Annotated in this window: 24 protein-coding genes, 2 tRNA genes and 3 rRNA genes; 17 read left to right on the top strand and 12 right to left on the bottom strand. The window is 60.2% G+C overall.

Translation table 11 applies throughout. The features are described from left to right. The first annotated feature begins 94 nt into the window (after positions 1-94). Genes EGH25_RS00790 through EGH25_RS00780 form a run of 3 tightly spaced genes read left to right on the top strand, consistent with a single transcriptional unit; the run spans position 95 to position 1,209 of the window. Positions 95-466, top strand: a complete 372-nt coding sequence (locus EGH25_RS00790) for a metal-sulfur cluster assembly factor (RefSeq protein ID WP_266085425.1) — start codon at positions 95-97, stop codon at positions 464-466. Positions 467-475: 9 nt separating this feature from the next. Then, positions 476-832: a DUF7124 domain-containing protein gene (locus EGH25_RS00785; RefSeq protein ID WP_266085423.1), complete on the top strand. Its 357-nt coding sequence runs from the start codon at positions 476-478 to the stop codon at positions 830-832. After that, positions 829-1,209 (top strand): hypothetical protein, encoded by a 381-nt coding sequence (locus tag EGH25_RS00780; protein ID WP_266085421.1) that lies wholly within the window; start codon positions 829-831, stop codon positions 1,207-1,209. Before EGH25_RS00785 ends, EGH25_RS00780 begins: the two co-directional genes overlap by 4 nt. Here the strand turns inward: EGH25_RS00780 and EGH25_RS00775 are convergent. Together EGH25_RS00775 and EGH25_RS00770 are read right to left on the bottom strand one after the other, a co-directional pair. Beyond that, the gene (locus EGH25_RS00775; RefSeq protein WP_266085419.1) at positions 1,201-2,619 is read right to left on the bottom strand and encodes a hypothetical protein; all 1,419 of its coding nucleotides are present in this window, start codon (positions 2,617-2,619) and stop codon (positions 1,201-1,203) included. The genes EGH25_RS00780 and EGH25_RS00775 overlap by 9 nt on opposite strands. Before the next feature lie 65 nt (positions 2,620-2,684). Further along, positions 2,685-3,080 (bottom strand): DUF7124 domain-containing protein, encoded by a 396-nt coding sequence (locus EGH25_RS00770; RefSeq protein ID WP_266085417.1) that lies wholly within the window; start codon positions 3,078-3,080, stop codon positions 2,685-2,687. 76 nt (positions 3,081-3,156) lie between these two features. Here EGH25_RS00770 and EGH25_RS00765 point away from each other — a divergent pair, with 76 nt between their 5' ends. The 10 genes from EGH25_RS00765 to rrf all read left to right on the top strand — a co-directional run bounded on the left by EGH25_RS00765 (position 3,157) and on the right by rrf (position 16,079). Further along, complete coding sequence (locus tag EGH25_RS00765; RefSeq protein WP_266085415.1) at positions 3,157-4,437, top strand: TraB/GumN family protein; 1,281 nt, start codon at positions 3,157-3,159, stop codon at positions 4,435-4,437. Between the two features lie 51 nt (positions 4,438-4,488). Then, positions 4,489-8,325 (top strand): Eco57I restriction-modification methylase domain-containing protein, encoded by a 3,837-nt coding sequence (locus EGH25_RS00760; RefSeq protein ID WP_266085414.1) that lies wholly within the window; start codon positions 4,489-4,491, stop codon positions 8,323-8,325. 69 nt (positions 8,326-8,394) lie between these two features. Beyond that, complete coding sequence (locus EGH25_RS00755; protein ID WP_266085413.1) at positions 8,395-8,598, top strand: hypothetical protein; 204 nt, start codon at positions 8,395-8,397, stop codon at positions 8,596-8,598. A 187-nt stretch (positions 8,599-8,785) separates the two neighbouring features. Next, complete coding sequence (locus EGH25_RS00750) at positions 8,786-9,154, top strand: helix-turn-helix domain-containing protein (protein ID WP_266085411.1); 369 nt, start codon at positions 8,786-8,788, stop codon at positions 9,152-9,154. After that, positions 9,147-9,476 (top strand): hypothetical protein, encoded by a 330-nt coding sequence (locus EGH25_RS00745; RefSeq protein ID WP_266085410.1) that lies wholly within the window; start codon positions 9,147-9,149, stop codon positions 9,474-9,476. The genes EGH25_RS00750 and EGH25_RS00745 overlap by 8 nt, the downstream gene beginning before the upstream one ends. A gap of 65 nt (positions 9,477-9,541) precedes the next feature. Next, positions 9,542-10,465, top strand: coding sequence for an alpha/beta hydrolase (locus tag EGH25_RS00740; protein ID WP_266085408.1), 924 nt, complete (start codon positions 9,542-9,544; stop codon positions 10,463-10,465). 436 nt (positions 10,466-10,901) lie between these two features. After that, positions 10,902-12,371, top strand: a 16S ribosomal RNA gene (locus EGH25_RS00735). A 266-nt stretch (positions 12,372-12,637) separates the two neighbouring features. Further along, positions 12,638-12,709 (top strand) — tRNA-Ala (locus EGH25_RS00730). Between the two features lie 191 nt (positions 12,710-12,900). Continuing rightward, positions 12,901-15,862: ribosomal RNA gene (locus tag EGH25_RS00725) — 23S ribosomal RNA — on the top strand. Positions 15,863-15,962: 100 nt separating this feature from the next. Further along, positions 15,963-16,079 (top strand): 5S ribosomal RNA (gene rrf / locus EGH25_RS00720). The 16S, 23S and 5S rRNA genes sit together here with 1 tRNA gene alongside, the layout of an rRNA operon. A 168-nt stretch (positions 16,080-16,247) precedes the next feature. On the opposite strand, the gene EGH25_RS00715 is transcribed toward rrf, so the two are convergent. The 6 genes from EGH25_RS00715 to EGH25_RS00690 are packed head-to-tail and all read right to left on the bottom strand — an operon-like array spanning position 16,248 to position 19,131. After that, complete coding sequence (locus tag EGH25_RS00715) at positions 16,248-16,838, bottom strand: class I SAM-dependent methyltransferase (protein ID WP_266085407.1); 591 nt, start codon at positions 16,836-16,838, stop codon at positions 16,248-16,250. A gap of 31 nt (positions 16,839-16,869) precedes the next feature. Beyond that, on the bottom strand, positions 16,870-17,322 hold the full coding sequence (locus EGH25_RS00710) for a universal stress protein (protein ID WP_266085405.1): 453 nt from the start codon (positions 17,320-17,322) through the stop codon (positions 16,870-16,872). Between the two features lie 48 nt (positions 17,323-17,370). After that, positions 17,371-17,892: a peptide-methionine (S)-S-oxide reductase MsrA gene (msrA, locus tag EGH25_RS00705; protein WP_266085404.1), complete on the bottom strand. Its 522-nt coding sequence runs from the start codon at positions 17,890-17,892 to the stop codon at positions 17,371-17,373. A gap of 51 nt (positions 17,893-17,943) precedes the next feature. Then, complete coding sequence (locus EGH25_RS00700) at positions 17,944-18,438, bottom strand: redoxin domain-containing protein (protein ID WP_266085402.1); 495 nt, start codon at positions 18,436-18,438, stop codon at positions 17,944-17,946. Beyond that, entirely contained in the window at positions 18,439-18,720 is a 282-nt protein-coding gene (locus EGH25_RS00695; protein WP_266085401.1) for a glutathione S-transferase N-terminal domain-containing protein, read from the bottom strand. A gap of 48 nt (positions 18,721-18,768) precedes the next feature. Continuing rightward, positions 18,769-19,131: a hypothetical protein gene (locus tag EGH25_RS00690; RefSeq protein WP_266085400.1), complete on the bottom strand. Its 363-nt coding sequence runs from the start codon at positions 19,129-19,131 to the stop codon at positions 18,769-18,771. An 84-nt stretch (positions 19,132-19,215) separates the two neighbouring features. Here EGH25_RS00690 and EGH25_RS00685 point away from each other — a divergent pair, with 84 nt between their 5' ends. Beyond that, positions 19,216-19,842, top strand: a complete 627-nt coding sequence (locus EGH25_RS00685) for a hypothetical protein (RefSeq protein WP_266085399.1) — start codon at positions 19,216-19,218, stop codon at positions 19,840-19,842. On the opposite strand, the gene EGH25_RS00680 is transcribed toward EGH25_RS00685, so the two are convergent. Genes EGH25_RS00680 through EGH25_RS00665 form a run of 4 tightly spaced genes read right to left on the bottom strand, consistent with a single transcriptional unit; the run spans position 19,836 to position 22,784 of the window. Then, positions 19,836-20,726 carry a complex I NDUFA9 subunit family protein gene (locus EGH25_RS00680; protein ID WP_266085397.1) on the bottom strand — a complete coding sequence of 297 codons (891 nt, stop codon included), beginning with the start codon at positions 20,724-20,726 and terminating at the stop codon, positions 19,836-19,838. The two genes, EGH25_RS00685 and EGH25_RS00680, sit on opposite strands and share 7 nt — an antisense overlap. Positions 20,727-20,757: 31 nt before the next feature. Beyond that, positions 20,758-21,531, bottom strand: coding sequence for a 4-phosphopantoate--beta-alanine ligase (locus tag EGH25_RS00675; protein ID WP_266085687.1), 774 nt, complete (start codon positions 21,529-21,531; stop codon positions 20,758-20,760). Continuing rightward, complete coding sequence (locus tag EGH25_RS00670) at positions 21,528-21,758, bottom strand: DUF7123 family protein (protein ID WP_266085395.1); 231 nt, start codon at positions 21,756-21,758, stop codon at positions 21,528-21,530. Before EGH25_RS00670 ends, EGH25_RS00675 begins: the two co-directional genes overlap by 4 nt. Positions 21,759-21,800: 42 nt before the next feature. After that, a complete protein-coding gene (locus tag EGH25_RS00665) occupies positions 21,801-22,784 on the bottom strand; it encodes an ornithine cyclodeaminase family protein (RefSeq protein WP_266085393.1) in 984 nt (327 codons plus the stop codon). 80 nt (positions 22,785-22,864) lie between these two features. Here EGH25_RS00665 and EGH25_RS00660 point away from each other — a divergent pair. The 3 genes from EGH25_RS00660 (at position 22,865) to EGH25_RS00650 (ending at position 24,795) form a co-directional block, all read left to right on the top strand. Continuing rightward, positions 22,865-22,937, top strand: a tRNA-Gln gene (locus EGH25_RS00660). A gap of 309 nt (positions 22,938-23,246) precedes the next feature. Continuing rightward, a complete protein-coding gene (locus EGH25_RS00655) occupies positions 23,247-24,587 on the top strand; it encodes an ammonium transporter (RefSeq protein ID WP_266085392.1) in 1,341 nt (446 codons plus the stop codon). A 16-nt stretch (positions 24,588-24,603) separates the two neighbouring features. Continuing rightward, the gene (locus EGH25_RS00650) at positions 24,604-24,795 is read left to right on the top strand and encodes a hypothetical protein (protein ID WP_266085390.1); all 192 of its coding nucleotides are present in this window, start codon (positions 24,604-24,606) and stop codon (positions 24,793-24,795) included. Positions 24,796-24,907 lie beyond the last annotated feature (112 nt).

Here is a 24,907-nt window from a genome sequence, read left to right as displayed (position 1 = left end):
CCGGCGTAACATTAATCGGTCGATGGTTTACGGTGGCGGAGCCTCCCGCGGCGGTGACGTAACCCTTTTGCTGTAAGAGAGCAAACGTCCGGGTATGGTAGAAGAATCTGAACCCCAAACCGAATCTCAGAACGACGTAGACGGCGAATACGATGAGATCCAGGACGAGATACTCGAAGAACTCGAATCCGTCCACGACCCCGAGATACCCGTCAACATCGTCGACCTCGGTCTCATCTACGACATGGAGTTCGACGACGACGGAGGCGTCGACATAGACATGACGCTTACGAGCATGGGATGTCCGACGGCGGACTCGATCATGCGCGAGGTCGAACTCACCGCGGAGCAGGTCGACGGCGTCGAGAACGTCGACGTCGAACTCGTCTGGCAACCCCCGTGGACGCCCGAAAAGGTGTCCGACGAGGGAAGGACACAGCTGAACGCAATGGGGGTAAACATCTGAGGTCTGACGATGGATCTCGACGGAGACGTGAACCTCGCCGTTGCGTACGAAGGTATCGCTGACCTCGAAGACACGGGGTTCGCACTAAACGACCTCAAGCTACGTGTCGACGAACTCGGTATCGTGGGCAACGTCGAGTCGCACGTTGCAAACGACCTCGGCAGGGAGCATGATGTGCACGTGGACTTCCACTCCGTACCGCCCGGAAAGAAGAACGGTCTGATACGCGGCAGGAGCACGGACCCCGACGGCGACGCGCGTCACGTGTTCCTCGGCACGACGAAACGCGACGAGGTTCTCGCCGAGAAGATGGGGTGGGAGTACCACGATATCTCCGAGGTAGCCGAGGAGGAAGGCTGGGAGTGAGCGCCGGGGAAGGCGCGAAGCCGGATCACGTACGCGGTATCTGCGACATCGTCGACTGCGACGGTGTCGCGTGCCACGCCTTCCGTGACGCTGGTGGCGAAGTATACGTCGAGGTATGTGACGAACACGTCTCGTCCTTCGACGGCTTTGACTCCGACTACGAACGCGTCGAACACGACAGCCCTTACCGTGAGCCCGCGCGCGTCGGGACACACGACTGCGGCGGGACGTTACACGTCTACGACGTTCCGACGAAGGAAGACGACGACGGGGACGCCGAACACCGTGTCTGCACCGACTGTGGGTACGCGCTTCTGATACGTGGCGGCGAGGACGGTATCAACGTGGAGTACTCGCTGGGAAACGGATCAGGGTAACGACACGCGGTAGGCGTCGCCGGCGTGGACGAACCGACGCGAATCCTCGTTCCGGGGACGTACGACGGCTTTACCCGCCGTCGCATCGTCGGTTTCGACACGTACGCGTTCGACGTCTCCGTCGAAGTACGGCAGGGCGTACCGAAGCGCCTCGTCGGCGCTGTACAGCTGTTCAGGTACGACGGGTTCGTCGGCTTCCTCGACCCTCTCGACAACAAAACGCGCACCGTCGCCGTCGGTGTACGAACCCGACGTTACCGTCAGTATAGCGCCGTCACGTTCGGAGACGGCGTCTTCGGGGGGTTCGACATCAAGAGCCGGGGCGTCTACCTCAAAGACGGTGGTGAGCGGTTCGCCGTCGACGGAGAATCCGGAGGTATACGCGTACCTGCCGCCGCCGAGATGTCCGACGGCGCGTCCGTCGGTCTCACCATCGGTCCCGTCTTCGCCGTGGTAGACACGTATCTCGTCGGCTATACACGCACCCGGACGGGCGGTCAACGAGGAACCGGCTGTCGTACCGTCCGAACCCGCCACCTCCACCCATTCGTAGTCGGCGAGCTTACGCAGACTCCACCGTGACGGGTTACCGGTCGGGGTTACACGGTCAGATCGCACGACGAGACGTGTTCGTACCGTCGCAGGCGGTTTGACCGCCTCGGTGGACGGACGTAGATACGTCGCGGTCGTCTCGTTGGCTTCGTGGAACCACCGTCGTGTCCTGTCCGTCTTTCTGCCACCCCTCAGCCTGTACGCATCGGGGAACGTCGCGCCTTCGAAACGCGGCTTCCGGCGCGGTCCGGGTTCGCCTTCCGTCCAGACGGAGAGCGTCAGACCCGTGATTCCTTCACCGCCGAAGACGTAGAATCCGTCGGCGGGTTCGCCGTCGGCAATCATAAGGTACTCGCCGACGTATCCGTCGCCGGAGCCGAGTTCGACCTTGTCGGGTACGGCGTCGGTGGCGTGGGTCGGACTCCCGTTGATATGCCATACATCGCCGTCACGGACGGGTTGGGGCGGTTCATCGGACAGATCGTGCGCCTCGGTGGGGGCGGCGTAAAGAACGTCGCCCCTGTCGTTCTCCGCGACGCCGTCGTATGGTGGGTAGACGTCGGTTTCGTACACTGCGGCTTCGTCGCCGTCGTTGACAACAACGGTTCGTAACGACACGGGTCGGCTGTTGTCCGCATCTTCCCGGACGGAGGCGACGTACCCCGAACCGCCGAGCGCGTACCCCGCGGCGTTCTTACCCGACGTGAGTTCGACGACCCGCCCTGTGGCGTTGGTTACCGCCTCCATCTCATCGGTGACGTCACGTCCATCGTCGTCCCCGACCGTGGTGTTACCGGTACCCGTCTTGTTCGCGGTTCCGTCTCCGTCGCTCGTGTTCGCGTTGTCGCCGTCGGTCAAGCATCCCGCACCGAGAGCAGAGACGACGGCGATGAACTGACGTCAGCGCATGAACCGTCTATACGTTACCCCTCCTTAACCTTCCACCCGACGTTCTCACGTACCTCGTCGAGGCTCATGTACTCCCATCCCGCCTTCTCCGCCATCACCTCGTCGCGTCTGGAGTCGGAGACGTAGATATGCCGGTCGGCGTCCAACCCCATCTCGTCGTGCGCGCGACGGAGTATATCCATCTTGCCCGAGTCGGGACCGGGGAAGAAGTCGATCTGTATGTCACGTTTCGCGCAGAAGCCGTTTACGACGTGCGTCGGCTTCTCCGACGCGACACCGACGTACTCCGCCCAGCCGTGGACGGTTTCGACCGCCTCAGCGGGGTTCCGAAGACGCGTGAGAACCTCCTCGTAGGATAGAGCCACGGCGACATCGGGCATACCGCCGTCCGCGTTGTCGTCTTTCGCCATGGTGACGGTACGCCCGCGCGTCCGATTAGAGTTCCGGAAAACGTATGTCGGGGGAACATCGTGTATGTAAGAACCGATGTCAGAGCAGGAAGGCGAGGTCGTTCTCGTCGGTACTTCACACGTCTCCGAGAAGAGCGTCGATGAGGTCGAACGCGTCATCGACGAGGAGGAGCCTGACGTAGTCGCAGTCGAGTTAGACGAGAAACGTTACAAGTCGATAAAGGGCGACGGACCCGACGACCTCAACCCGCAGGACCTGATACAGGGGAACAAGCCGTTCGAGCTACTCATCTACTGGCTCCTGTCGTACCTCCAGACCAAGATGGGCGACCGTTTCGGTATCGAACCCGGCGCGGAGATGATGGCGGCTGTCGAGTCAGCCGAGGGGCGCGGTATACCGCTCGCGCTCGTCGACCGCGACATAAACGTCACAGTGGCGCGCCTCTGGTCGAAGATGTCTCTGTGGGAGAAGCTCAAGTTCGTGGGCGCTCTTATCGCGGGCGTCGCGGGTCTCGGACGGACGGACGAGATGACCGAGGAGGAGATGGACGAAATAATCGAGGGCGACATGGTCGAGACGCTCATAGACGAGTTCCGGGCGTTCTCACCGCGCGGCGCGGAGGCTCTTATCGACGAACGCGACGCCTACATCGCCGCCAACCTCGTCGAGCTACGTGAGAGCGGTCAGAAGGTCGTCGCCGTCGTGGGAGCGGGGCACCGCGCGGGTATCGAACGTTACCTCGAAGCACCGGAGACGATACCCGACACGGAGGAACTCGAATCAACCGGAGGCGGACGGCGTTTCTCGGTGATGAAGGCTATCGGCTACGCCGTTAGCGCCTTCGTCATACTGATGTTCGTCCTACTTTTCATGGCGGGGGCGGACAACGCCTTCCTCGCACAGCTCGCCGTCTACTGGTTCGTCGTCAACGGAGTCCCCGCGTTCGTCGGGGCGCTCCTCGGCGGAGGACATCTGCGCTCAGCCCTCGTCGGCGGTTCGCTCGCATGGATGACCTCACTAAACCCCGCACTCGCGCCGGGATGGTTCGCGGGATACGTTGAGCTAAGACACCGCGACGTTTCGGTTCAGGACATCGACGAGATAAACGAGATACTCGGCGACGCGCAGGCGAGCGTACGCGAGCTTTTCGGACGTATGTATCAGATAGAGACGTTCAAGCTACTCCTCGTCGTCGCGCTTACCAACCTCGGTAGCCTCATAGGCACGTTCTTCTTCCTTTTTGTCGTCCTCCCTATCGTCGGCGCGGATGTCGACATGACGGCGCTCCTACGCGAGGGCATGACGAACAGCTGGAACGAACTCGTCTCGCTTGCGCGCGCGGTTCTGCCGTTCTGACCGCGCCGAACGATTTAATCCAGTTGCCGTAATCCGTTCTAACCACGCTCCATGTCTGTCACAACCAAGACCGAGTTCGTCTCTACCCAGTTCGAGACCGAAGTATCTGAGAAAGATATCGCCTCTTTCGCCGCAACCCTACAGAGATGCGTCTCCGAACTGCGCGACAGAATAGACGTCGGCGACACCGTCGAAGGGTTACTCGAAGGCGGTGCCGGAGACTACCAACTCAGGAGTAGCATGTCCGTTGAGGGACAAGACACCGAACCCCTCACGAAACAGGTATTTATCGATCCTATCTTCGACGAACTCGGTTACGACACTCTCTACACCGAAATCAGCGGCGTCTCCGACGACCGCGCCAAGCTCGCCGATTATTCATATCCTCTCAAAGACAACCGCGTTGACTCCCGTCAGCTACTCGTCGAAGCCGAGCCGCTTAATAAGAAACTCGAAGGACGCGGACACGGAATCGACCAAGTCGAAAACTGGCTAAGTCGCCGCGAGTTCGAGTCCGATTTCGGCTTTGCGACCGACGGGAAGCGGTGGATATTCATACGGTACGACCCCGACTCGTACTCTCACGACCGTATCGAGGATATCGACCTGAGCGACGCGGCAGTTGAACTGTTCCACAACCATGCCGGAAGCCGCGACGCACCTATCGAGGCTCTGTCCGACGAGTCAGTTGAGACGATAGAGGCGTTCCTCCAGACCTTTGAGCGCGACAACTTCGTTTCTATCGCGGCAGACTCACGGCAGGTAATCCGCGAGAAGCAGGAAGAGATAACCGACGAGTTCTACGACGAGTACATACGCGTCGTCTTCGGGTTTCGTGACGAGAACGAGGAACGGTCCCCACGATCGCTTGTCGGGGACGGCGTAATCGCTCCAGAAGAGGCAACGGGTGAAGACACACGTCTGTTCGCCGTAAAGACGATGAACCGTCTCATCTTCATCAAGTTCCTTGAGGACAAACGTCTCGTACAGTCCGATCTTCTGCGCGACCTCAAAGAGATGTACGATAACGGAGCGTACGCTCGGTCTCTCTACGACTCCTTCATCGACCCGTTGTTCTTTGAGGTGATGAACCACAAGCCCGACAGCCGTCCGAAGCACGTCGGCAACGTTGATGCATTCGACGGCGTGCCGTACCTCAACGGCGGTTTATTCCGCCCTGTTCTCGGAGACGAGGACGGACTCGATGAACGCGAGTTCGATGTCGAAAACAGTGTTTTAGAGGAGGTCATCGAACTTCTCGAAAGGTACGACTTCTCGGCGGACGGCGGACCCACCGACCTCGACCCGAGCGTTCTCGGTAACGTCTTTGAAAAGACGATTAACTACCTGACGACGAACCCCGGCGACCAGAACAAGGAACTCGGTGCATACTACACGCCGAAGGAGATAACGCGGTTCTGCGCCGAGGAGACGATCCGTCCCGCGCTACGCGAATGTTTCGAGGACTGGCTGATTGAGAACAGCGCGTGGCGGGAAGCTGACTACGACACAGTCTACGAACTAATCGATGACGTACCCGAAAAGAAATCCTTTGTCAAGGATATGATAAACGACGTCGTCGACGAACTACGTGTCGTCGACCCTGCGATGGGGAGCGGACACTTCCTCACATCAGTGACTGAGGAGATAGTCACCGTACGCCAGACGATGCACGATAGAATAGGGGAGGATATCAGTAGACACCAACTCAAGAAACAGACCGTTCAGAAGAACCTCTATGGCGTCGATATCGTCGGTCCGGCGGTGGAGATAGGGAAGCTCCGTCTCTGGCTCTCCGTTATCGGTGAGGTGACCGACGAGGACGCCGAAAGCCTGAGTGTCGGCGAACTCGCGCTTCCGAACATAGCTTTCAATCTCCGACAGGGCAACTCGTTAATCGGGTACACGAACTTCCCGGAGGTTACCGAGGAAGGAGATACGACGCTGCACACGTACCAAGAGGACACGGTCCGGAGTCGGTACGAGGACATCATCGAAGAGATAGAGGCGTACGAACTCGCCGGCTGGGAAGGGAAGCCGGAGGAAGCGGAAAGGCACCGTCGACGTGCGTTTAAGCTTCTGAAGGAGTCTCGTGAAGACCTGGTCGATGATATCCACCAAGAGTTTCGTGAGGCGGGCGTGGGGGATATCACGCACGACGAGGTGGATGAGTTCGATCCGTTCCACTGGGTGTTGGAGTTCGCGGAGGTGTACGCGGACGGTGGGTTCGATGTAATTGTTGGGAATCCACCGTGGGACCGTCTCAAGCCTCTACGTGACGACTTCTTCTCGCGGTACGACGCGGAGTTCCGGACGCGTATGCCGAACGACAAGGACGCGAAACAGGAAGAGCTTCTGGAGGACGAAGAGATAGACGAGGCGTGGGAGAAGTACAACGAGAACATGGAACGCCGTATGGAGTACTACAGTAACTCCCCGGCGTACGAGTTACAGAGTCCGACGGTGGCGGGCAAGTCGACATCGACGGAGAACGACCTGTCGGCGCTGTTCCTCGAACGCGTCTTCAGCCTCTCGCGCGGTGACGGCTACGTGGCGCAGGTTCTCCCCGGAGCGATATTCAACGGCGCGTCCGCGAAAGACCTCCGGACGCAGATGCTCGACGAGACACGTATGCGGAGGTTAGCCATCTTCAGCAACCGAGGGATATTCGGTAACATCGACAGCCGGTACGTCTTCGGCGTGACGGTCTTCCGCAACTCCGGTAGCACCGACGTGGTGAGCGGTGGATACAGGGACGGCGAAATCGACCTACTCGAAAACATCGATGAGAAGGCGGTCGGGATTACACGGCAGGTACTCGAAAACTACTCTCCGAAGGCGAGAATCTTCCCGTACATAAGCAAGCAGGAGGAAGTTGATGTTCTGGAGAAGGTTCTTGACAATCCGCCCATATCGGAGGAGATAGACGGAAAGTGGCACGCGGAGCCGTACGCCGAACTCCACCGAACCAACGACACGGATAGGTTCGTAGAGAGCGAGGAGGACGGAGACTACCCGGTTCTTGGCGGGAGCAATATCTATCAGTATGCGTACAGCCCCGACTACGTGGAGAACCTCGACGCGCCGGAGTTCTGGAGTGTCGACGAGGACGGGAATCCGGAGAAGAGCGCGAAACGACGGGTGCGCGAGAAGAACCTCCGCAAGCTAAAACGCGCCCTGTACGACGCATTCGACGGCACGGGTTCGCAGAAAGGGTTCGTAAACGACCTTCTCGAAGAACACAGAGGCGAACCGCTGTCCGCAAAGGATGTGCTACTCGACTGTACGGAGTACCGTGTCACCTTCCGTGACGTAGCGCGCTCAAACGACGAGAGAACGATAATAGCCTCGGTTATCCCCGACGGGGTAGTCTGCCACAATACGATACACACGGTTCGTCCGTACGAGGTAGACCCTGACGAGGAAAACCTGTCTGAACTGCCTCTCCACGATGTCTACGACCGCGTCTTCTCCGACAAGGAACTGTTCGCCGCCCTCGGTCTTCTCAACAGCATACCGTTCGACTTCCTGATGCGGACGAAGATAGACACCCACATAGTCATGTACAAGTTCAAAGAGTCACAGGTTCCGCGCCTTACCGAAGGCGAGGAGTACTTTGAGTACATCTGGAAACGCGCCGCGCGCCTAAACTGCTACGGGGACGAGTTCGAGGAGATGCGCGAACGTCTCGACGTAGAACCCGCGACGGACGAGGACGAACGCCGCGAGCTACAGGCGGAAATCGACGCCGCCGCGTTCCACGCCTATGGACTCGACAAGGAGGAAACCGAGTTCGTTCTCGATGACTTCCACCAAGTCGAGAACCCGCGCGTGATGGACGACGCCTACTTCGAGATGGTGAAGGAGAAGCACGCGGAAATAGGATAGCCTCCCAACCTTTTGACTGTAGCGCACAAAGGGAGAAATCAATTTATGTCTACGGACACACCTACGAACATGCCGAGGACGTTAGCCTTCAAGGATGAACCGGGCAGGAGGTTCCATTATGGAGCTATATTACATATGGATGAGATCGGCTGGTCCTCGCCAGAAGACGTGGAACCCGGGGAACCAACAAACAGGATAATCGACGAGAACGGACGGGAACGCAGAATCATATCTCTGGAGGAAATGCACGAAGTAGCCAGCATGGTGTGCTAGCGAACGCTGACACGTATCCGGCTACAACCAGCCCAGCCTCTCGATCTGCTTCCGCTACGCGAACCTAAACGGTTAGACAAGCGAAAAGCGGTCTCCGGTTGCGTGAGCCGCGGGCGAACCGGACGCGAACTGACGGTCCTACGAGCACGCCGTGTGTTTTTACTACATCCGGTACAAACAGTACAGTATGCCTACAGAGGCGGACAGGTTCAAGGAGATAGACGACGACGGACCGAAGGCGGGCACGAACGCCGACGAGATACTCTCGTTCCTACGCGACAACCCCGACAAGGCGTTCACGCGCGGCGAGATAGCCGAACGGGCGGGCGTCAAGACCGGCTCCGTCGGTCCCACGCTCGTCCGTCTGCGCGACAAAGGGCGCGTCGAGCACAGGGGTAGGTACTGGCGCGTGAGCGACCGCGAGAGGAGCGGCGGGGCTTCTATCGGTCTCTCGTCGTCAACCGCCGCGGCGCGTGAGAACGGAGAGGACGGCGGGGGCTTCGACCGCGACGGCTGGCGCGAGCACGCCGTCGACCCGCGCGAGAGCCGTGACTGACGCCTACCGGCGCGGGGACGTCTTCTGGGCACCCGACCCGTTCAGAGAGGGTGCGAACCCCCGCCTCTGGCTCGTCCTCGCCTCAGGAAGTCTGCCGTACGCGGGCGAGGAGTACGTCGTCGCCGCCCTCACGACCACTGACCTTCCGGCGAACCACCGCGTCGGGGACGACTGGGTGTCGGGGAACGACCCGTCGAAGGAGTCCTACTGCTCGCCGTGGGTGGTCGCCACGGTAAAGCACGGCGACGTCGTGAACCCGCAGGGGCGCGTGACGGACGGCTTCGCCAACGGGATGGCGGAGGAGTGCAAGGGCTACCTCTGACGGTCCGAGGCTCTGCCGGTCTAAAGCGGCAACAGTTCTTTGTTCGGCGCGCACACGTACCCACCATGAGCTACGAAGCCGGACGCGGCGAACTCGACCCGCAGGTCGAGAGCGTTCTCGAAATGGTCAACAGCATCGATTTCGCCCTGAGCGACTACCCGCCGGAGGAAGCACGCGACATGATGGAGCGTATGGCGGAGATGTCAACCGCCGACCCCGTCGATGTAGACGACGTGCGCGAGGAGACGACGGGCGAGGGTGACGGCGTCGGCGTACGCGTCTACGAACCCGAGGACGCACCTGCGACCGTCGTTTTCTTCCACGGCGGGGGATTCGTCGTCGGAAGCCTCGAAACACACGACAGCCTCTGCCGTCTACTCGCCGACCGTTCGGGGCTACGCGTCGTCTCCGTCGACTACCGCCTCGCACCCGAACACCCGTTCCCCTCAGCGGTCGAGGACGCCTACGAGGCGACGAAATGGGCGGCGAACCGGTACGACGGCGCGGTGGGCGTCGCGGGCGACTCGGCGGGCGGGACGCTCTCCGCCGTCGTCTCTCTCATCGCGCGCGACCGCGGTATGCCCGATGTCGACCACCAGACGCTTCTCTACCCCGCGACGGCGTACGACGAACCGATGCCGTCGCGCTCCGAGAACGCGTCGGGCTACTTCCTCGAAGCAAGCGACATGATGTGGTTCGCTTCCCTGTACGTCGGGAGCGACATACACGCGCGTAACCCGTACGCCTTCCCTCTGCGCGCGTCCGACCACACCGACCTACCGCGCGCGCACGTCGTCACCGCGGGATACGACCCGTTACGCGACGAGGGCGCGGAGTACGCGCGCGTCCTTGACGAGGCGGGGAACGACGTGACACATACGCACTACCCATCTCTCGTACACGGGTTTCTCAACATGGAAGGTCTCGTCGACCGCGCGTACGACGCCGTCGACGAGGTCGCCGACGAGACGCGCGACGCGCTCGTATGACGAACACCGTCGCGGTAGCGCCCGTTCCGGATCGGCGACGCGTTATATTCACGGGGAAGCGCCAGGAAACCTGTTCAGATTCGTAAGCCTAATTAGTTAGTTCAGGGTGTCAAACCCTGTCACGGAGTGCGTTTTTGGCAACGCTTAAGTTTAGCATCCCAATAGGAAGTAATGCGTCGAAGCGGGGCGCGGAGGTATGCGCCCCACCGTGGATACGAACGAACCGTTGCCTTTATGTCTAAAGGCGGCGAATGCTCAAATCCGCGATACGCGATAGATGAGGACCTGAGAACCCGGCGTCCTGCGTCGTCACCTCAGGTCTGATGTGCGCTCTGGTAGCTCGGTGAAATCCGACACGGTGTCGGCTCATCGGGTTATCACACCCATAGCAATTACGATACCCGCCAAGTCCTGCCCGCGTTATGCGGGCAGGCGAACTCCGGTTGATCCTGCCGGAGGCCATTGCTATTGGGATCCGACTAAGCCATGCGAGTCGAGAGTCATTTGGACTCGGCGAACTGCTCAGTAACACGTGGCCAAACTACCCTGTGGAGAGGAATAACCTCGGGAAACTGAGGATAAGACCTCATAGGTGCCCGACGCTGGAATGCGCGGGCACCCAAACGTTCCGACGCCACAGGACGTGGCTGCGTCCGATTAGGTTGACGGTGGGGTAAAGGCCCACCGTGCCAGTAATCGGTACGGGTTGTGAGAGCAAGAGCCCGGAGATGGACTCTGAGACACGAGTCCAGGCCCTACGGGGCGCAGCAGGCGCGAAACCTTTACACTGTACGAGAGTGCGATAAGGGGATCCCAAGTGCCCGCGCCTAGCGTGGGCTTTTCCGAACCGTAAAATGGTTCAGGAATAAGGGCTGGGAAAGACCGGTGCCAGCCGCCGCGGTAACACCGGCAGCTCAAGTGATGGCCGATTTTATTGGGCCTAAAGCGTCCGTAGCCTGCCGTACGGGTCCGTCGGGAAATCCGCCCGCTCAACGGGCGGACGTCCGGCGGAAACCATACGGCTTGGGACCAGAGGACCCGAGGGGTACGTCGGGGGTAGGAGTGAAATCCCGAGATCCTCGACGGACCGCCGGTGGCGAAAGCGCCTCGGGAAGATGGATCCGACGGTCAGGGACGAAAGCTTGGGTCTCGAACCGGATTAGATACCCGGGTAGTCCAAGCTGTAAACGATGCTCGCTAGGTGTGGCGTAGGCTACGAGCCTGCGCTGTGCCAAAGGGAAGCCACGAAGCGAGCCGCCTGGGAAGTACGTCTGCAAGGATGAAACTTAAAGGAATTGGCGGGGGAGCACTACAACGGGAGGAGCCTGCGGTTTAATTGGACTCAACGCCGGACATCTCACCGGTTCCGACTCTGGGAGTGAAGGTCAGCTTGACGAGCTTACTCGACCCAGAGAGAGGTGGTGCATGGCCGCCGTCAGCTCGTACCGTGAGGCGTCCTGTTAAGTTAGGCAACGAGCGAGACCCGTGTCCGTAGTTGCCAGCAGCACGTTCAGTGGCTGGGTACACTACGGAGACTGCCTCCGCTAAGGAGGAGGAAGGAGCGGGCAACGGTAGGTCAGTATGCCCCGAATGAACCGGGCAACACGCGGGCTACAATGGCACGGACAGCGGGATGCAGCCCCGAGAGGGGTAGCTAATCCCACAAACCGTGTCTCAGTTCGGATTGAGGGCTGAAACCCGCCCTCATGAAGCTGGATTCCGTAGTAATCGCGTTTCATCAAAACGCGGTGAATACGTCCCTGCTCCTTGCACACACCGCCCGTCAAACCACCCGAGTGGGGCTGAGATGAGGCTGTGCGTTTAGCACGGTCGAATCTCGGTTCCGCAAGGGGGGTTAAGTCGTAACAAGGTAGGCGTAGGGGAATCTGCGCCTGGATCACCTCCTAACGATCCGCGACCTCCCACACGGGAGGCGCACCGACGCCGCGTCGGACACCTAAGAGCTACCAGAGCGTGATGGTATTGCGCCATCGATGTGCTCGCAAACCATCCGGTTTGCGGCATGCCACAGAGCAAAGCTCTGTGAGCACGCAGGAGGCATGCTTCGCATGCCTCGAAACGTAAGACGAAGGTTTGAAGGATACGCCCCTCCGCCTTACGTTACCGAGCCACTGAAAGTGGCTCTCGCGCATCGACGGCGCGATACCGTCGGGGCCCATAGCTCAGCGGCAGAGCGCCGCCTTTGCAAGGCGGAAGCCGAGGGTTCAAATCCCTCTGGGTCCATGAACCGAACGCTCGTTCACCGTAACGAGCCATCTCGTATGGCTCCTCAGGTGGAGAGCGAACGGTCGAGATGCACCATCCCGTGAAAGCGAGGATGGGAAGGGCTGATGCGTCCACCGTACCCACGGGGGTGCTTTGAAGCCGTGTGTAAGCGTGACTCAGGTGTAAACTGGATCTACCGGAACCATCATCAATCGTGGCTACTACGCCACCTGGTGAATAGCTCGGCTCGAGTGCCGACGAAGGACGTGCCAAGCTGCGAAAAGCTCGGGGAAGGCGCACGGAGCCTAAGAACCCGAGATCTCCTAATGGGAATCCCTATTACAGCCGCCTCGTGCGGTGGGGAACGCCCCGAACTGAAACATCTCAGTAGGGGCAGGAAAAGAAATCAAACCGAGACGTCGTGAGTAACCGCGAGTGAAACCGACATAGTCCAAACCGAAGTCCGGGCGAGACGCGAGTCTCGCTGGATGCCAACGAGCTTCGCTCGTTGAGCACCTTTCGGGCAATGTGGTGTATTGGACTGACACTCATCCGGCGAACGGCGGGCTGAAGTCTCCTGGAACGGAGCGCGAAACAGGGTGAAAGCCCCGTAAGCCTACCCAACTAACCGGTGCGTCAGCTCCGGAGTACCAAGGGTTGGAAATCCCTTGGAAAAACGGGAGACATCGACTCCCAAGACTAAGTACTACTCGAGACCGATAGCGCAATAGTAGCGTGAGCAAAAGCTGGAAAGCACCCTTAGAAGGGAGGTGAGATAGGGCTTGAAATCAGGTGGTTATGGAGCGACAGAGCACGCAAGGAGCTTCGCACCAAAAGAACCGTCCGCAAGGACGCAGTATGAGGTGCGTCGCCGGTGTTCTGTCGTACGTTATGAAAAACGAGCCAGGGAATGTGTCTTTATGGCGAGGTTAACACGTTCAGCGTGGGAGCCATAGGGAAACCAACATGGACGTAGCGTCTTTGACGTGTGGTTCGCCGTGTTCAAGCGCGGGAAGTCATGAGGACACGACCCGAAACCGGGTGATCTATGCGTGGACAGGGTGAAGCGTGGCGAAAGCTACGTGGAAGCCCGAAGAGTTGGTGCCTTACAAAGCCCTCTCGTGATCTACGTATAGGGGTGAAAAGCCCATCGAACCCGGCAACAGCTGGTTCCCACCAAAAAATGTCTAAGCATTACCTCTGCTGAGGTAGTGTGTGGGGTAGAGCAACCGATTGGGGAATACTCTCCCTAGCGGGAGAGGTCCCTTGTCGAACTCCGAACCCACACACGCCGTAGACGCAGGGAGTCCGGGCTACGGGGTAAGCTTGTAGTCCGCGAGGGAGACAACCCAGACGTAGGTTAAGGTCCCCAAGTACAGACTAAGTGCTATTACACGAAGGATGTCACAAGCCGTAGACAACCGGGAGGTCAGCTTAGAAGCAGCTACCCTCTAAGAAAAGCGTAACAGCTTACCGGTCGAGGTTTGTGGCTCCCAAAATTAACGGGGCTCAAGTCTGTCACCGATACCTACGGCATTTTGCGATAGGTGGGCACTCGGCGCGGGCGGAAGCACGGCTTTGAGGTCGTGTGGACCGCGTCGTGAAGAAAATCCTGGCAATAGTAGCAGCGTAGTCGGGTGAGAATCCTGACCGCCGAAAGAGTTAGGTTTCCTTGGCAATGTTCATCAGCCAAGGGTTAGCCGGTCCTAATCCCGTCCGTAAGTCGAGACGGGAGAAAGGGAAACGGGTTAATATTCCCGTGCCTGTCGTCACCAAAAGCCGACGCTTTGGGATAGAAGGAGCGGGGCACTCGCCCCGTCCAAACGCTGAAACCCGTGGAGTGCCGTAATGGCGAGAAGCGGGCGAAGCCGTAAGTGCGAAAGTCCTTCGAGTCCCGGAGCCCGTGAAAAGGCGAGACGACAGACCGTACCGAGAACCGACACAGGTATCTCTGGCTGAGTAGGCCTAGGCGTGTCGGGACAACCGAGTTAAGGGAAATCGGCAAGTTAGCCCCGTAAGTTCGCGAGAAGGGGTGTCTGCCTTTTACGAGGCAGATCTCAGACATCAGGAGGCTTCGACTGTCTAATAAAAACATAGGTGATTGCTAAGCTGTAAAGCCTAGTACAATCACTGAATCCTGCTCAGTGCGGGTATCTGAAAACCCTGTACAAAGGGGCGAAGGACCCGTTAACGGCGGGGGTAACTATGACCCTCTTAAGGTAGCGTAGTACCTTGCCGCTTTATTGGCGGCTCGCATGAATGGACGAACGAAAGCCTTACTGTCCCTAACTTGGTCCCGGTGAACTTTACGTTCCGGTGCGGAGTCCGGAGATCCCCAGGGGGAAGCGAAGACCCTATAGAGCTTTACTGCAGCCTGTCGTTGGGTCATGGGCTCCTATGTGCAGCATAGGTAGGAGTCGTTACAGAGGTGCGTGCGCCAGCACGTCGCCCAGACATCATTGAAATACTACCCGTAGGAGACTGTGACCCTCACTCCGGGAGGAGGACATCAACAGGTGGGCAGTTTGACTGGGGCGGTACACGCTTGAAAATGTATCGAGCGTGCCCAAAGATTGCCTCGTCCGGGTCAGGAACCCGGAGTAGAGTGTAAGAGCAAAAGGCAGTCTGACGCTGTTCTCAAGAAACGGAGGACGGCGAGCCGAAAGGCGGGTCTAGCGAACCTACCAGCCTGCTCGTTGCGGGCGGTAGATGACGGAAAAGCTACCTTAGGGATAACAGAGTCGTCACCGGCAAGAGTACATATCGACCCGGTGGCTTGCTACCTCGATGTCGGTTCCGCCCATCCTGGCGGTGCAGCAGCCGCCAAGGGTGAGGTTGTTCGCCTATTAAAGGGCGTCGTGAGCTGGGTTTAGACCGTCGTGAGACAGGTCGGTTGCTATCTACTGGGGATGTCAGGAGCCTGACGGGAAGTTGCTATCAGTACGAGAGGAACATAGCAACGGCGCCACTGGTGTATCGGTTGTCCGACAGGGCACTGCCGAGCAGCTACGCGCCACGGGTTAACGGCTGAAAGCATCTAAGCCGGAAACCTACCTGAAAAAGAGGCTCCACTGAGGCGGCTCGTACAAGACGAGTTAGATAGAGACGGGATGTAATCTCGAAGGCAACGACGAGTTCAGTCCGCGTCCACTAAACGCCAAGCCATCCTTATCGGTTCTGGTGGATCCAGGCACTAACTGAGTCACGCTTACATTTACATCGCCGGTCGCGCGTCGGGCGCGTTCGTGGGTTCGACCCCCACGGATCGGCTTTAGGCGACCATAGCGGCGGGGTTACACCCGTACCCATCCCGAACACGGAAGTTAAGCCCGCCTGCGTTCCATCCGGTACTGGGGTGCGCGAGCCCCCGGGACAGATGGCTCCGAGAGGAGTGGCTGGTGGAAAGCCTAGGAAACCCATCCCGAGTACACGCAGGGTTCGTCCCGGTGGGAAGGGAGAAGTTTCTGTTGATGGCTTTCTTACCGGTCGTTCGTCGCCGCTTTTTATTCCAGTTTTTAGACGAGGAGCGACAGCTTTGTGTAGAAGTTTCGTTAGCTTAGCCGTCCAGCCGGAAGGTGATCGCGTAATGGTATGGTGGTAGCTCGGTACGTTCCGCCTCGACGAGTCCGGCGGATTCGGCGACATCGACGGTTTTGTCGGGCGTCATACGTAGCTCTTCGGGCGGACCGCGTTCCTCGCCCGCCACGGTCGTCTCGTGTCTCTGTAGGTCGTGCCAGTTTACGACGACGAGGTGTCCGTCGTCGGCGAGTACCTCACGGCACTCGGAGAGGATTCTCCGCGGGTCGTCGACGCCGTGGAGCGTGTTCGCCAAGAGGACGAAGTCGACCGCGTCGATATGCTCGGAGAGTTCGTAGGCGTCGGCGGTGACCGTCTCGATGTTCGCCACGCCGTTCTTCTCGGCTATGTCTTCGAGTTCGTCGAGAAGCGCGGCGTCTATATCGACTGCGTACACGTCGCCCGGTTGAGCGATACGTCCTGCGGGGAACGCGAAGTAGCCGTTTCCGGCGCAGACCTCGGCTACGTCGTCCCCGGTTTTGAGACCGAGGTCGCGTAACGTCTCGCCGGGTGCCGTCCAGAGCCTGCCCCACCAGTCCCAGTCGGGCTGTCGCGTGTTCCGAAACCTCATACGTACGCGGTCGGTGTTGTGGTCTCGCGCACTATCCGTCGACCCCTGCTTCCGTCTTAACGACGAGGACACGCGCCATCGTCCTACGCAGAACGTTCTCCGTCACGCTTCCGAGAAGGTCGCGGTACTCGCTCGGCTGTTCCTCGGTACCCATCACGATTACGTCGGCGTCGAGTTCGTCGGCGCGTTCTACGATGACGTCGTCGGGCTTTCCGTGGACGACCTCCGTCTCTACGTCGACGCCCGCCTCGCGCGCCTCGTCGGCGACGGTACCGACAGCTTTCCGACCCTCGGATTCGAGAGAGTTCTCGACCTCGTCACGCGACATCTCGCCCGCCTCGGCGAGTACCTCAACCGTCGCGTCGTCTACGACATGCAGGACGTGTAATGTCGCGCCGTGGAGTTCGGCGAGTTCGACCGCGTCGTCCGCGGCGGCTTGGCTGGACCGTTCGCCGTCCGTCGGGAACAGAACCTTGTCGTACATACTCCGTCGTGTCGCCGGCGCGACCTATAGGCTTCGGTAGAGACGGCGTCAGGTGACGAGTCCGGGGAAACGTTCGGTGACCTTCTGGAGCTTTGGAGGTATGTGTGCGCGGCAGTAGGGCTGATCCGGGTTGCTTTCGTAGTAGTCTTGATGGTACTCCTCTGCGACGTAGAACCTCTCGGCTGGGGCGACCTCGGTCACTATACCGTCGTATACGTCGCCTTCGAGTTCGTCGATGTACGCCTCGACCTCCTCGCGCTGTTCTTCGTCGTGGTAGAAGACGGCGGAACGGTACTGGCTACCAACATCGGGACCCTCGCGGTCGCGCGTCGTCGGGTCGTGGAGCGCGAACAGAACCTCAAGGAGTTCGCGGTACGTGACCGTATCGGGGTCGTACTCGACGCGCACCGCCTCGGCGTGCCCCGTCGTTCCCGAACAGACCTCGTCGTACGTCGGATCCTCGGTGTCGCCGCCGATGTAGCCCGACGTGACCGATTCGACGCCGTCGACGCGTTTGAACGGAGCCTCGATACACCAGAAACATCCGCCTGCGAACGTGGCTTCCTCCATACACGGTCTACGTGCCGCGCGGTCAAAAACGCGTCGCGTGCCGCACCTCTCTCAACCGACGACACCGTCTATCTCGTCGTACGGCGGGAACTCAGGGTGCTCGTCGGCGACCCACGCGTATCTAACGGTCATACCTTCGTCGACGTAGAAGACCGCCGGACGCGGCTCCTCGACGCCCGTCATGCCGTCGAGTTCGTGCGCCACGCCCCATTCGCGCGCGACACCGTTCGACGGGTCGGCGAACAGACGCGCGTCGGTATCGCGTTCGTCGAGGAAACGTCTGTGCGAGTAAGGCGTCGACGCGGTTACGCCAACGACCGTCCCGTCGTCGTCCCATCCGCGCTCCTCGACCTCCTGCCATATGTACGTCGCGGGGAACGAGCCGTTCATGGGGTAGAAGACGACGAGCGCGGGGACGGTATCGGAGAGCGCGGCGTCCTCCCAGTACTCATCGTTTACGAGCGGACGTGTGAACCCCGGCGCTTCTTCGCCTTCCTCCGGCGCGTCATGCGGCGGTAGCTGTGTGACCTCGAAGCCGAGTTCCATTCAGTCACCGCCTCCGTCGGTGTTCGGGTCCTCCCCTTCGCCGTAGTACTTCTCAACGTACTCAACGATGTTCTCGCTCTCTGTCAGCGTCGCGCCCGTCTCAGGGTCTACGAGCACGGGGACTGTACGTGAACCCGAGACGCGTCTGACGGCGTCGCGTTCGCTATGCAACGGCTCCACAAAACGCGACTCGTAGTCGACGCCGTGTTCGTCGAGGACGCGGACGACGCGTTCGCAGAACGGGCACGCCTGGAGGCGGTAGAGTATACGTTCGTCTTCCATGAAAGGTTGTTTCGTACCGCGAACCCAAAACACTGACGCCGTCGGTGTCTATCCGTCTTCCGGCGTCTCGTCACCGGCTTCGTCGTCCTCGGCTTCTCCATCTGCTTCGTCCACCGCCTCAGCGTCACCTCCGTCGCCGTCCTGATACGGAACCGCCTCGTCGCGCTTAGGGTTACGGAAGACGGTGCGCGATACGTTCCCCGGCGAGACCTCGGAGAGACGGTACATCTCGTCGTCCGCCTGTATGGTGACCTGCTGTATCTCGCCGTCGTCGTTCTCACGCATACGTACGAGATGCAGGTCGCGGTCGTCGAGGAAGTCCATCTCCTCCTCGATGGCTTCGCGTAGTGCGTCGGTGAAACCGTGTTCCGAGGGCACGAAGCCGTCGGCGTCGACGGTTCTGCTTTCCATACATCCGTCTTGTACGCGCGACGGTTAACTCTTTCAGTTGGCTGTTTCCGCAACCCGGATAAGCCACCGGGGCGCGTATACGGTATGACGCGCGAAGCCGTACGCGAACAGCTAAGGCTCGTCTCGGGGTCGGTCTTCGACGTATGGACGGGCGAGTTCCGACCGTCGCGCGCCGTGGGTCTCGGCTTCGTACCGTCGCCCGTCGACGGTGCCGCACGTTTCTTCCTTGGCGGTACACTGTCGGAGGAGTTCACACGACACCGCGCCGGTTACGAACGCGGTATGAAGGCGGCGCTCGACTACGCCGAGGAGGTCGGCGTCGACGGCGGTAGCTTCGGTAAGTACGAGGACGAGGTACTCGAAACCGACTACTGGTACGAGCGGTGCGACGAAGGGCGCGACGAACTCGGTGACGCTCTCCTCGCGCGGTACAGACGTATAGGCGACGACCTCGGTCCTATCGCGGGCTTCCCTAAGGACGGCTTCTGGGAAGCGGCGCAGGGCGTCTACGCGCGTGACGAGACGTTAGAGGCGCTCGATCATCTTTTGGGGTACGCCGATACTGTCGAAGAGCACGCCGACGGCGTCGCGTTGGAGCTTACGGTCGCGTCGCGCAACGTCGACTACACCGACGAGGCGTTACGTTCGTTACGCGCGACCGAGGAGCGTCTTTTCGAACGCGTGAAGGCGAAGGCTGACGACGTCTACTGACCGTCTTCGAAACCCAGCCATCCGTCGAACGTCGTTAGTTCGTCGACGGGGACAAAGACGCCTATACCGTTCGTGCCTTCGACGACGTTGTCGAACTTGAGCGACGCGTACTGGTCCGAACCCATGGGTACGAAAGGAAGAGGGTCGGCGAGTGCGAGACCCACGCGCGCGAGCGGCATCGGTACGGGAACGACGACAAGGCTACGTCCCTCAGCCTCGTAGACGGAGCGCGACATCTCAGCGAGCGTGAGACGTTCGGGACCCCCTATCTCGTACGTCTCGCCCGTATGTTCGTCGTTCTCGACGGTTTCAGCGACCGCCTCGACGAGGTCGCCGACGTAGATAGGCTGGAAACGCGTATCGCCACCGCCCGGAAGACCCGTGACGTAAGGCGTTGTGAGTAGCTTGGTGAAGGACACGAACTCTCCGCCGTCGCCGAAGACGACCGAGGGGCGGAAGACGGTCGCGTCGAGCGACGAAACGGAGACTGCGTCCTCCGCCTCGCCCTTGGCGCGTATGTATGCCGTCTCGCCGTCGGTGTCGGCACCGAGCGCGCTCATATGTACGAGACGGTCGACGCCGTCGTTCTCGCACGCCTCGACGACGTTACGCGTTCCTTCGGCGGTAACGTCGTGGTGGGTCGTACCGCGCGGCTTGACGAGGGGTGACAGCGAGACGAGATGTACGACGACATCCGCGCCCGAGAAGTCGAGCGTCCCGGCTTCGGTAACGTCTCGCTCACGGCGTTCGACCGATCCGTCTATACCGACGGGTGACTCGTCGGGGTTTCGGGAGACAGCGACCACGTCGTGTCCGTTTTCGGCGAGTTTGTTACAGAGATGTGAGCCTACGAACCCCGTGCCGCCCGTAACGTGAACTTCCATGTACTAAACGTTGACACCGACCGTAGTAAAGCTACCGCGTGTCGCCGTCGCCGAAGCCCTCGCGTATACGCCGTTCGGCGTCGTGGAGCGCCTCGTCTGCGTCGAAGGAATCGACGATCTCACGGAGTTCGTCGTCGGAAGCGGACGCCAACGTCTCGGCGTACTCGGTCATACGCGGAAACGCGCGCACGACGTTGTCGACTACGGGAACCGTCGCCGTCTGCGCCGAACGCGACAACGGGTTGAGATCGACGACGATCTCGTCCTTTCCCATCGCGTCGAGCGCCTCTGCACGGTCACCGTCTTCGAGAGGGACGACGACAACGTCCGCGGAGTAGATACCGTCGCGGTCGACCTTTGCGCGTTCGCTCGAAAGATCGGGGATACGTGCGTCCGCCTCCAGACCGCGTAGGGCGACATCCGCCTCGTCCGCGCCGTGTTCACGCAGGTGCTCGGCGATCGCTTCGAGACGTTCACGCGTCCGGTGGAAGATATTGACCTCGATGTCCGCGCCGACAGCCTCGGCGAGCGAAACCGCCTCTTGGGGGCAGAGCGCGGCGACGTTGCCGTTGACGGAGACGACGGCGTGGTCGGCGAGGAGGGTACGCGCGACCGCTGTGCGCTCCGCACGCTCCGCCGCTGGCACCGTCTCCTCCCCGAGAAGGTAGTCGAGAGCCTCGCCGCGTCCCTGAGCAACGAGTCCCTGCTTGCTCGTGATACCTTTCTCGACGCCCTCCTCGATACGGTGACGCGTAACGAGCGAACCATGCCGAGGGTGATCGTCGGGTACCTCCTCAGCCGTCATTCGGTCGATACCTGCCAAGTCGTCGACGTCGACCGACCCCATTTCTGTATCTCCATCTCGTCGCAGGCGTCCTTGAGAATCGAGAGATGGACGCCGACCTGTTTCGAGGAGAGTTCGGTCGAGTCGGCGATGCTCTTGCTCTTGAAGTATCTCTTTCCGCATCCGATACCGTCGCGGAGATGTTCGAGTATACGCCGTTGTTCCTCGCTGTACTCGTCCTCAGACATCAGTTTATGTACGTCTTCCGACGTATTAAATCGGTCGTTCGGTTACGTCCCGACGAGTTCGAAAGGGGTACCGATACCCCGCTCGCGTCCACGTTTGTTGACGAGACGTGCCGCCGCGACATCCTGTATAGCGAGACCCGTCGAGTCAAATACCGTGATGTCGTCCTCTCTGCTTCCGGGGTCATCACCCGCGATGACCTCTCCGAGGGTGGCGTAGACGTCGTCCTCGTCGAACTCACCTGCGGAGACGAGTGTGTTTATTTCACCCGAATGGAGGCACTGCTCCGGGTTGTCGACGACCACGCGTGCATCCTTGACAAGTTCGGAGTCGAGTTCCTGTTTCCCCTCGGCATCCGCACCCATAGCGTTGACGTGCGCGCCGTCGTTCACCCAGTTGCGTTCCACAATGGGTTCGCGCGAGGGGGTGAGGGTAGAGACGACGTCGCACCCCGCGGCTTCCCGCGTCTTCCCGCCGACGACGTCGAAGGAGGTGTCGTCGTGGTCATCGACGAAACGTTCGACCGCTTCTTCATCGACATCCGAGACGACTACGCGTTCTATGTCTCGGACGGCGGTTACCGCCTCGACCTGTCTGTACGCTTGCGCGCCCGCGCCTACGACACCGAACGTCGATACTTCCTCGCGCGCGAGGTGCCGTGTCGCAACGCCCGCCGCAGCACCCGTACGGTAACGCGTGAGGGTCGTTCCATCGATGACTGCAAGCGGAAACGCCGTTTCGGGGTCGGAGTAGACGACGACGCCCATGACCGACGGCAGGCCGTGTTCGTCGGGGTTGTCCGGGTGGGAGTTGACCCACTTGACCGCCGCTCCGTCGTCGTCACCGCCGACGTACGCGGGCATCGAACGGAAGTCGCCGTTGTACTCCGGGAGATCGATGTACGACTTAGGCGGCATCTGGGCGTCCTCATGGTAGTACGCCGCGAAGGCGTCCTCTACGGCGTCGGTTACCGAGGGGGTATCGAGCGTCTCGTCGATATCGTCGGGACCGAACAGGTAGGTATCCATGGTCAACAGTACGCACGCGCCGATAATAACTTGTCCCAAAGGGTAAAGGATAATAGACGAGAGGGATAAGTAAAGAACGGAGTCCCGTAGTGTAGTGGTCAATCACGGGGGGTTCTGGTCCCCCTAACCGAGGTTCGAATCCTCGCGGGACTACAGACTCGGTGCTAAGCATCCTTCACACCGAACGCCCGACAGCGACGGTTATTCCAAATCCCTCCTCGTCTACCTTCTGACACACGGATCAGACACCCGAAGGTGATAGCTTGCTTCGTCGGTTTTCCGGTACGCAACACCGATCTCCTCTGAGAGTTGGAAAGAGCGGTTCCCTAAGCTATTGCAACTCTGTAAATCAAAACGTTGATTAAGCCCCCATCATTTGTATTATTACGTAATACGCAAAATGTACATAGAGGTAAGCCGGATGGAGGTAGACAAAGACCAAGAAAACACTCGGAGAAGGGGATGTTAGGAACGTACGCGCTTCAGTCGGACGTGACGGCTATCGCGGACAGCATCAACAACGTCTGGATACTCACGGTGACGTTCCTGATATTCTTCATGCAACCAGGGTTCGCACTGCTTGAAGCGGGTCAGGTGCGCGCCAAAAACGCCGCAAACGTCGTTATGAAAAACATGTGGGACTGGTCGGCGGGTGTCTTGGTGTACTTCCTGATAGGGGCAGGGGTATTCGCCGTCGTGGGTCAGATAGGTTCGCCGGGTACGGCTTTCGACATCGGCGGAGCTATGTCGCATATCAGTGACCCCGGCTCTTGGGTGGGGTGGCTGTTCGGTGCCGTCTTCGCCATGACAGCGGCGACTATCGTTTCGGGTGCGGTTGCGGGACGGATAAAGTTCTCGGCGTACGCGGTCTACGCCGTCGTTATAACCGCGGTAATCTACCCCGTTGTCGCGGGTTCGGCGTGGGGAGGAACGGGTCTGCTTTCCTCAACCGGATACCTCGGACAGGCTCTCGGCGTCGGCTACAAGGACTTCGCGGGTGCGACGGTCGTCCACGCCGTCGGCGGCATAGCAGGTCTGACAGCGGCGTACATGCTCGGTCCACGTAGGGACAGGTACGACCCAGAAGGGAACTCGGTGCCGATACCCGGACACAACGTCATATACGCCGTCCTCGGAACCCTGATACTCGCCTTCGGCTGGTACGGCTTTAACGTCGGCACGCAGGCGACGGTGCTCACGACGGACGGGGCGTTCCAGGGCGGCGCTCTCGGACGCGTGGCTCTTAACACGACGCTGGCTATGGGAGCAGGTATGGTAGCCTCGACCGCCGTCACGACGTTCTGGCAGGGCAAGCCCGACCCGCTGTTCTCGGCAAACGGTCTCCTCGCAGGACTTGTGGCTATCACGGGTGCATGTGCCCATGTGACGTGGGTCGGAGGTCTCGTAATAGGGATCGTCGGGGGAGCAACGACGCCCTTCGTCTTTCGGTGGGTCGTTGACTCGCTGGGTGTCGACGACGTCGTCGGCGTCTTCGCCGTCCACGGGAGCGCGGGTTTCATAGGGACGATGATGATCCCGTTCTTCGATGTCGCAGGGTTCTCGTTCAGCCAGCTCGTGATGCAGGTAGCCGGCGTCGGGCTGATAGGCACGTGGACGGTGCTCGCGACGATGGTTACGATGGGCGCTATCGACGCGGTCATCGGTCTTCGTGTCTCCGAGAACGAGGAGAGCCAGGGCCTGGACGTGAGCGAGCACGGGATGAGTTCGTACCCTGAGTTCACCGAGTCGGGACAGGATGAGGGAAGTGTGGGACTGTCGGAAGGAAGCTTCGCCGACGACTGAGGAGTTCCACCGGCGTATGACGGCGAAACTGTACGTGTTGGTGAAACACGGCGAGTCCGACTTCAGGCTACACCGGCGCGACGGAACAGAGACCGGGGTCAGGTGGGAGCACAGCCCGGACGCGAGCGAGGTCAGGTCGGTGGGGGTTCCCGAAGGATGCTTCTGCTACCGGTCGGCGGAGGAGTTCGACGTGGGTAGCCGATCGTGAGGGTACCGGAACGCCGGAGGCGTACGAGCGCCCGGTTCGTGGTGTAAGAAGCCCTGACCCTCCGTCGGTCTCGCTCGTGAAGCCCAACCCGAACGCATATTCGTGTACGAGA

It is taken from the genome of Halorutilus salinus (genome assembly GCF_026242195.1).
Classification (GTDB): Archaea; Halobacteriota; Halobacteria; order Halobacteriales; family Halorutilaceae; genus Halorutilus; species Halorutilus salinus.
Note: the sequence above shows the minus strand (reverse complement) of the source record. Positions and strands in the feature narration are given on the sequence as shown.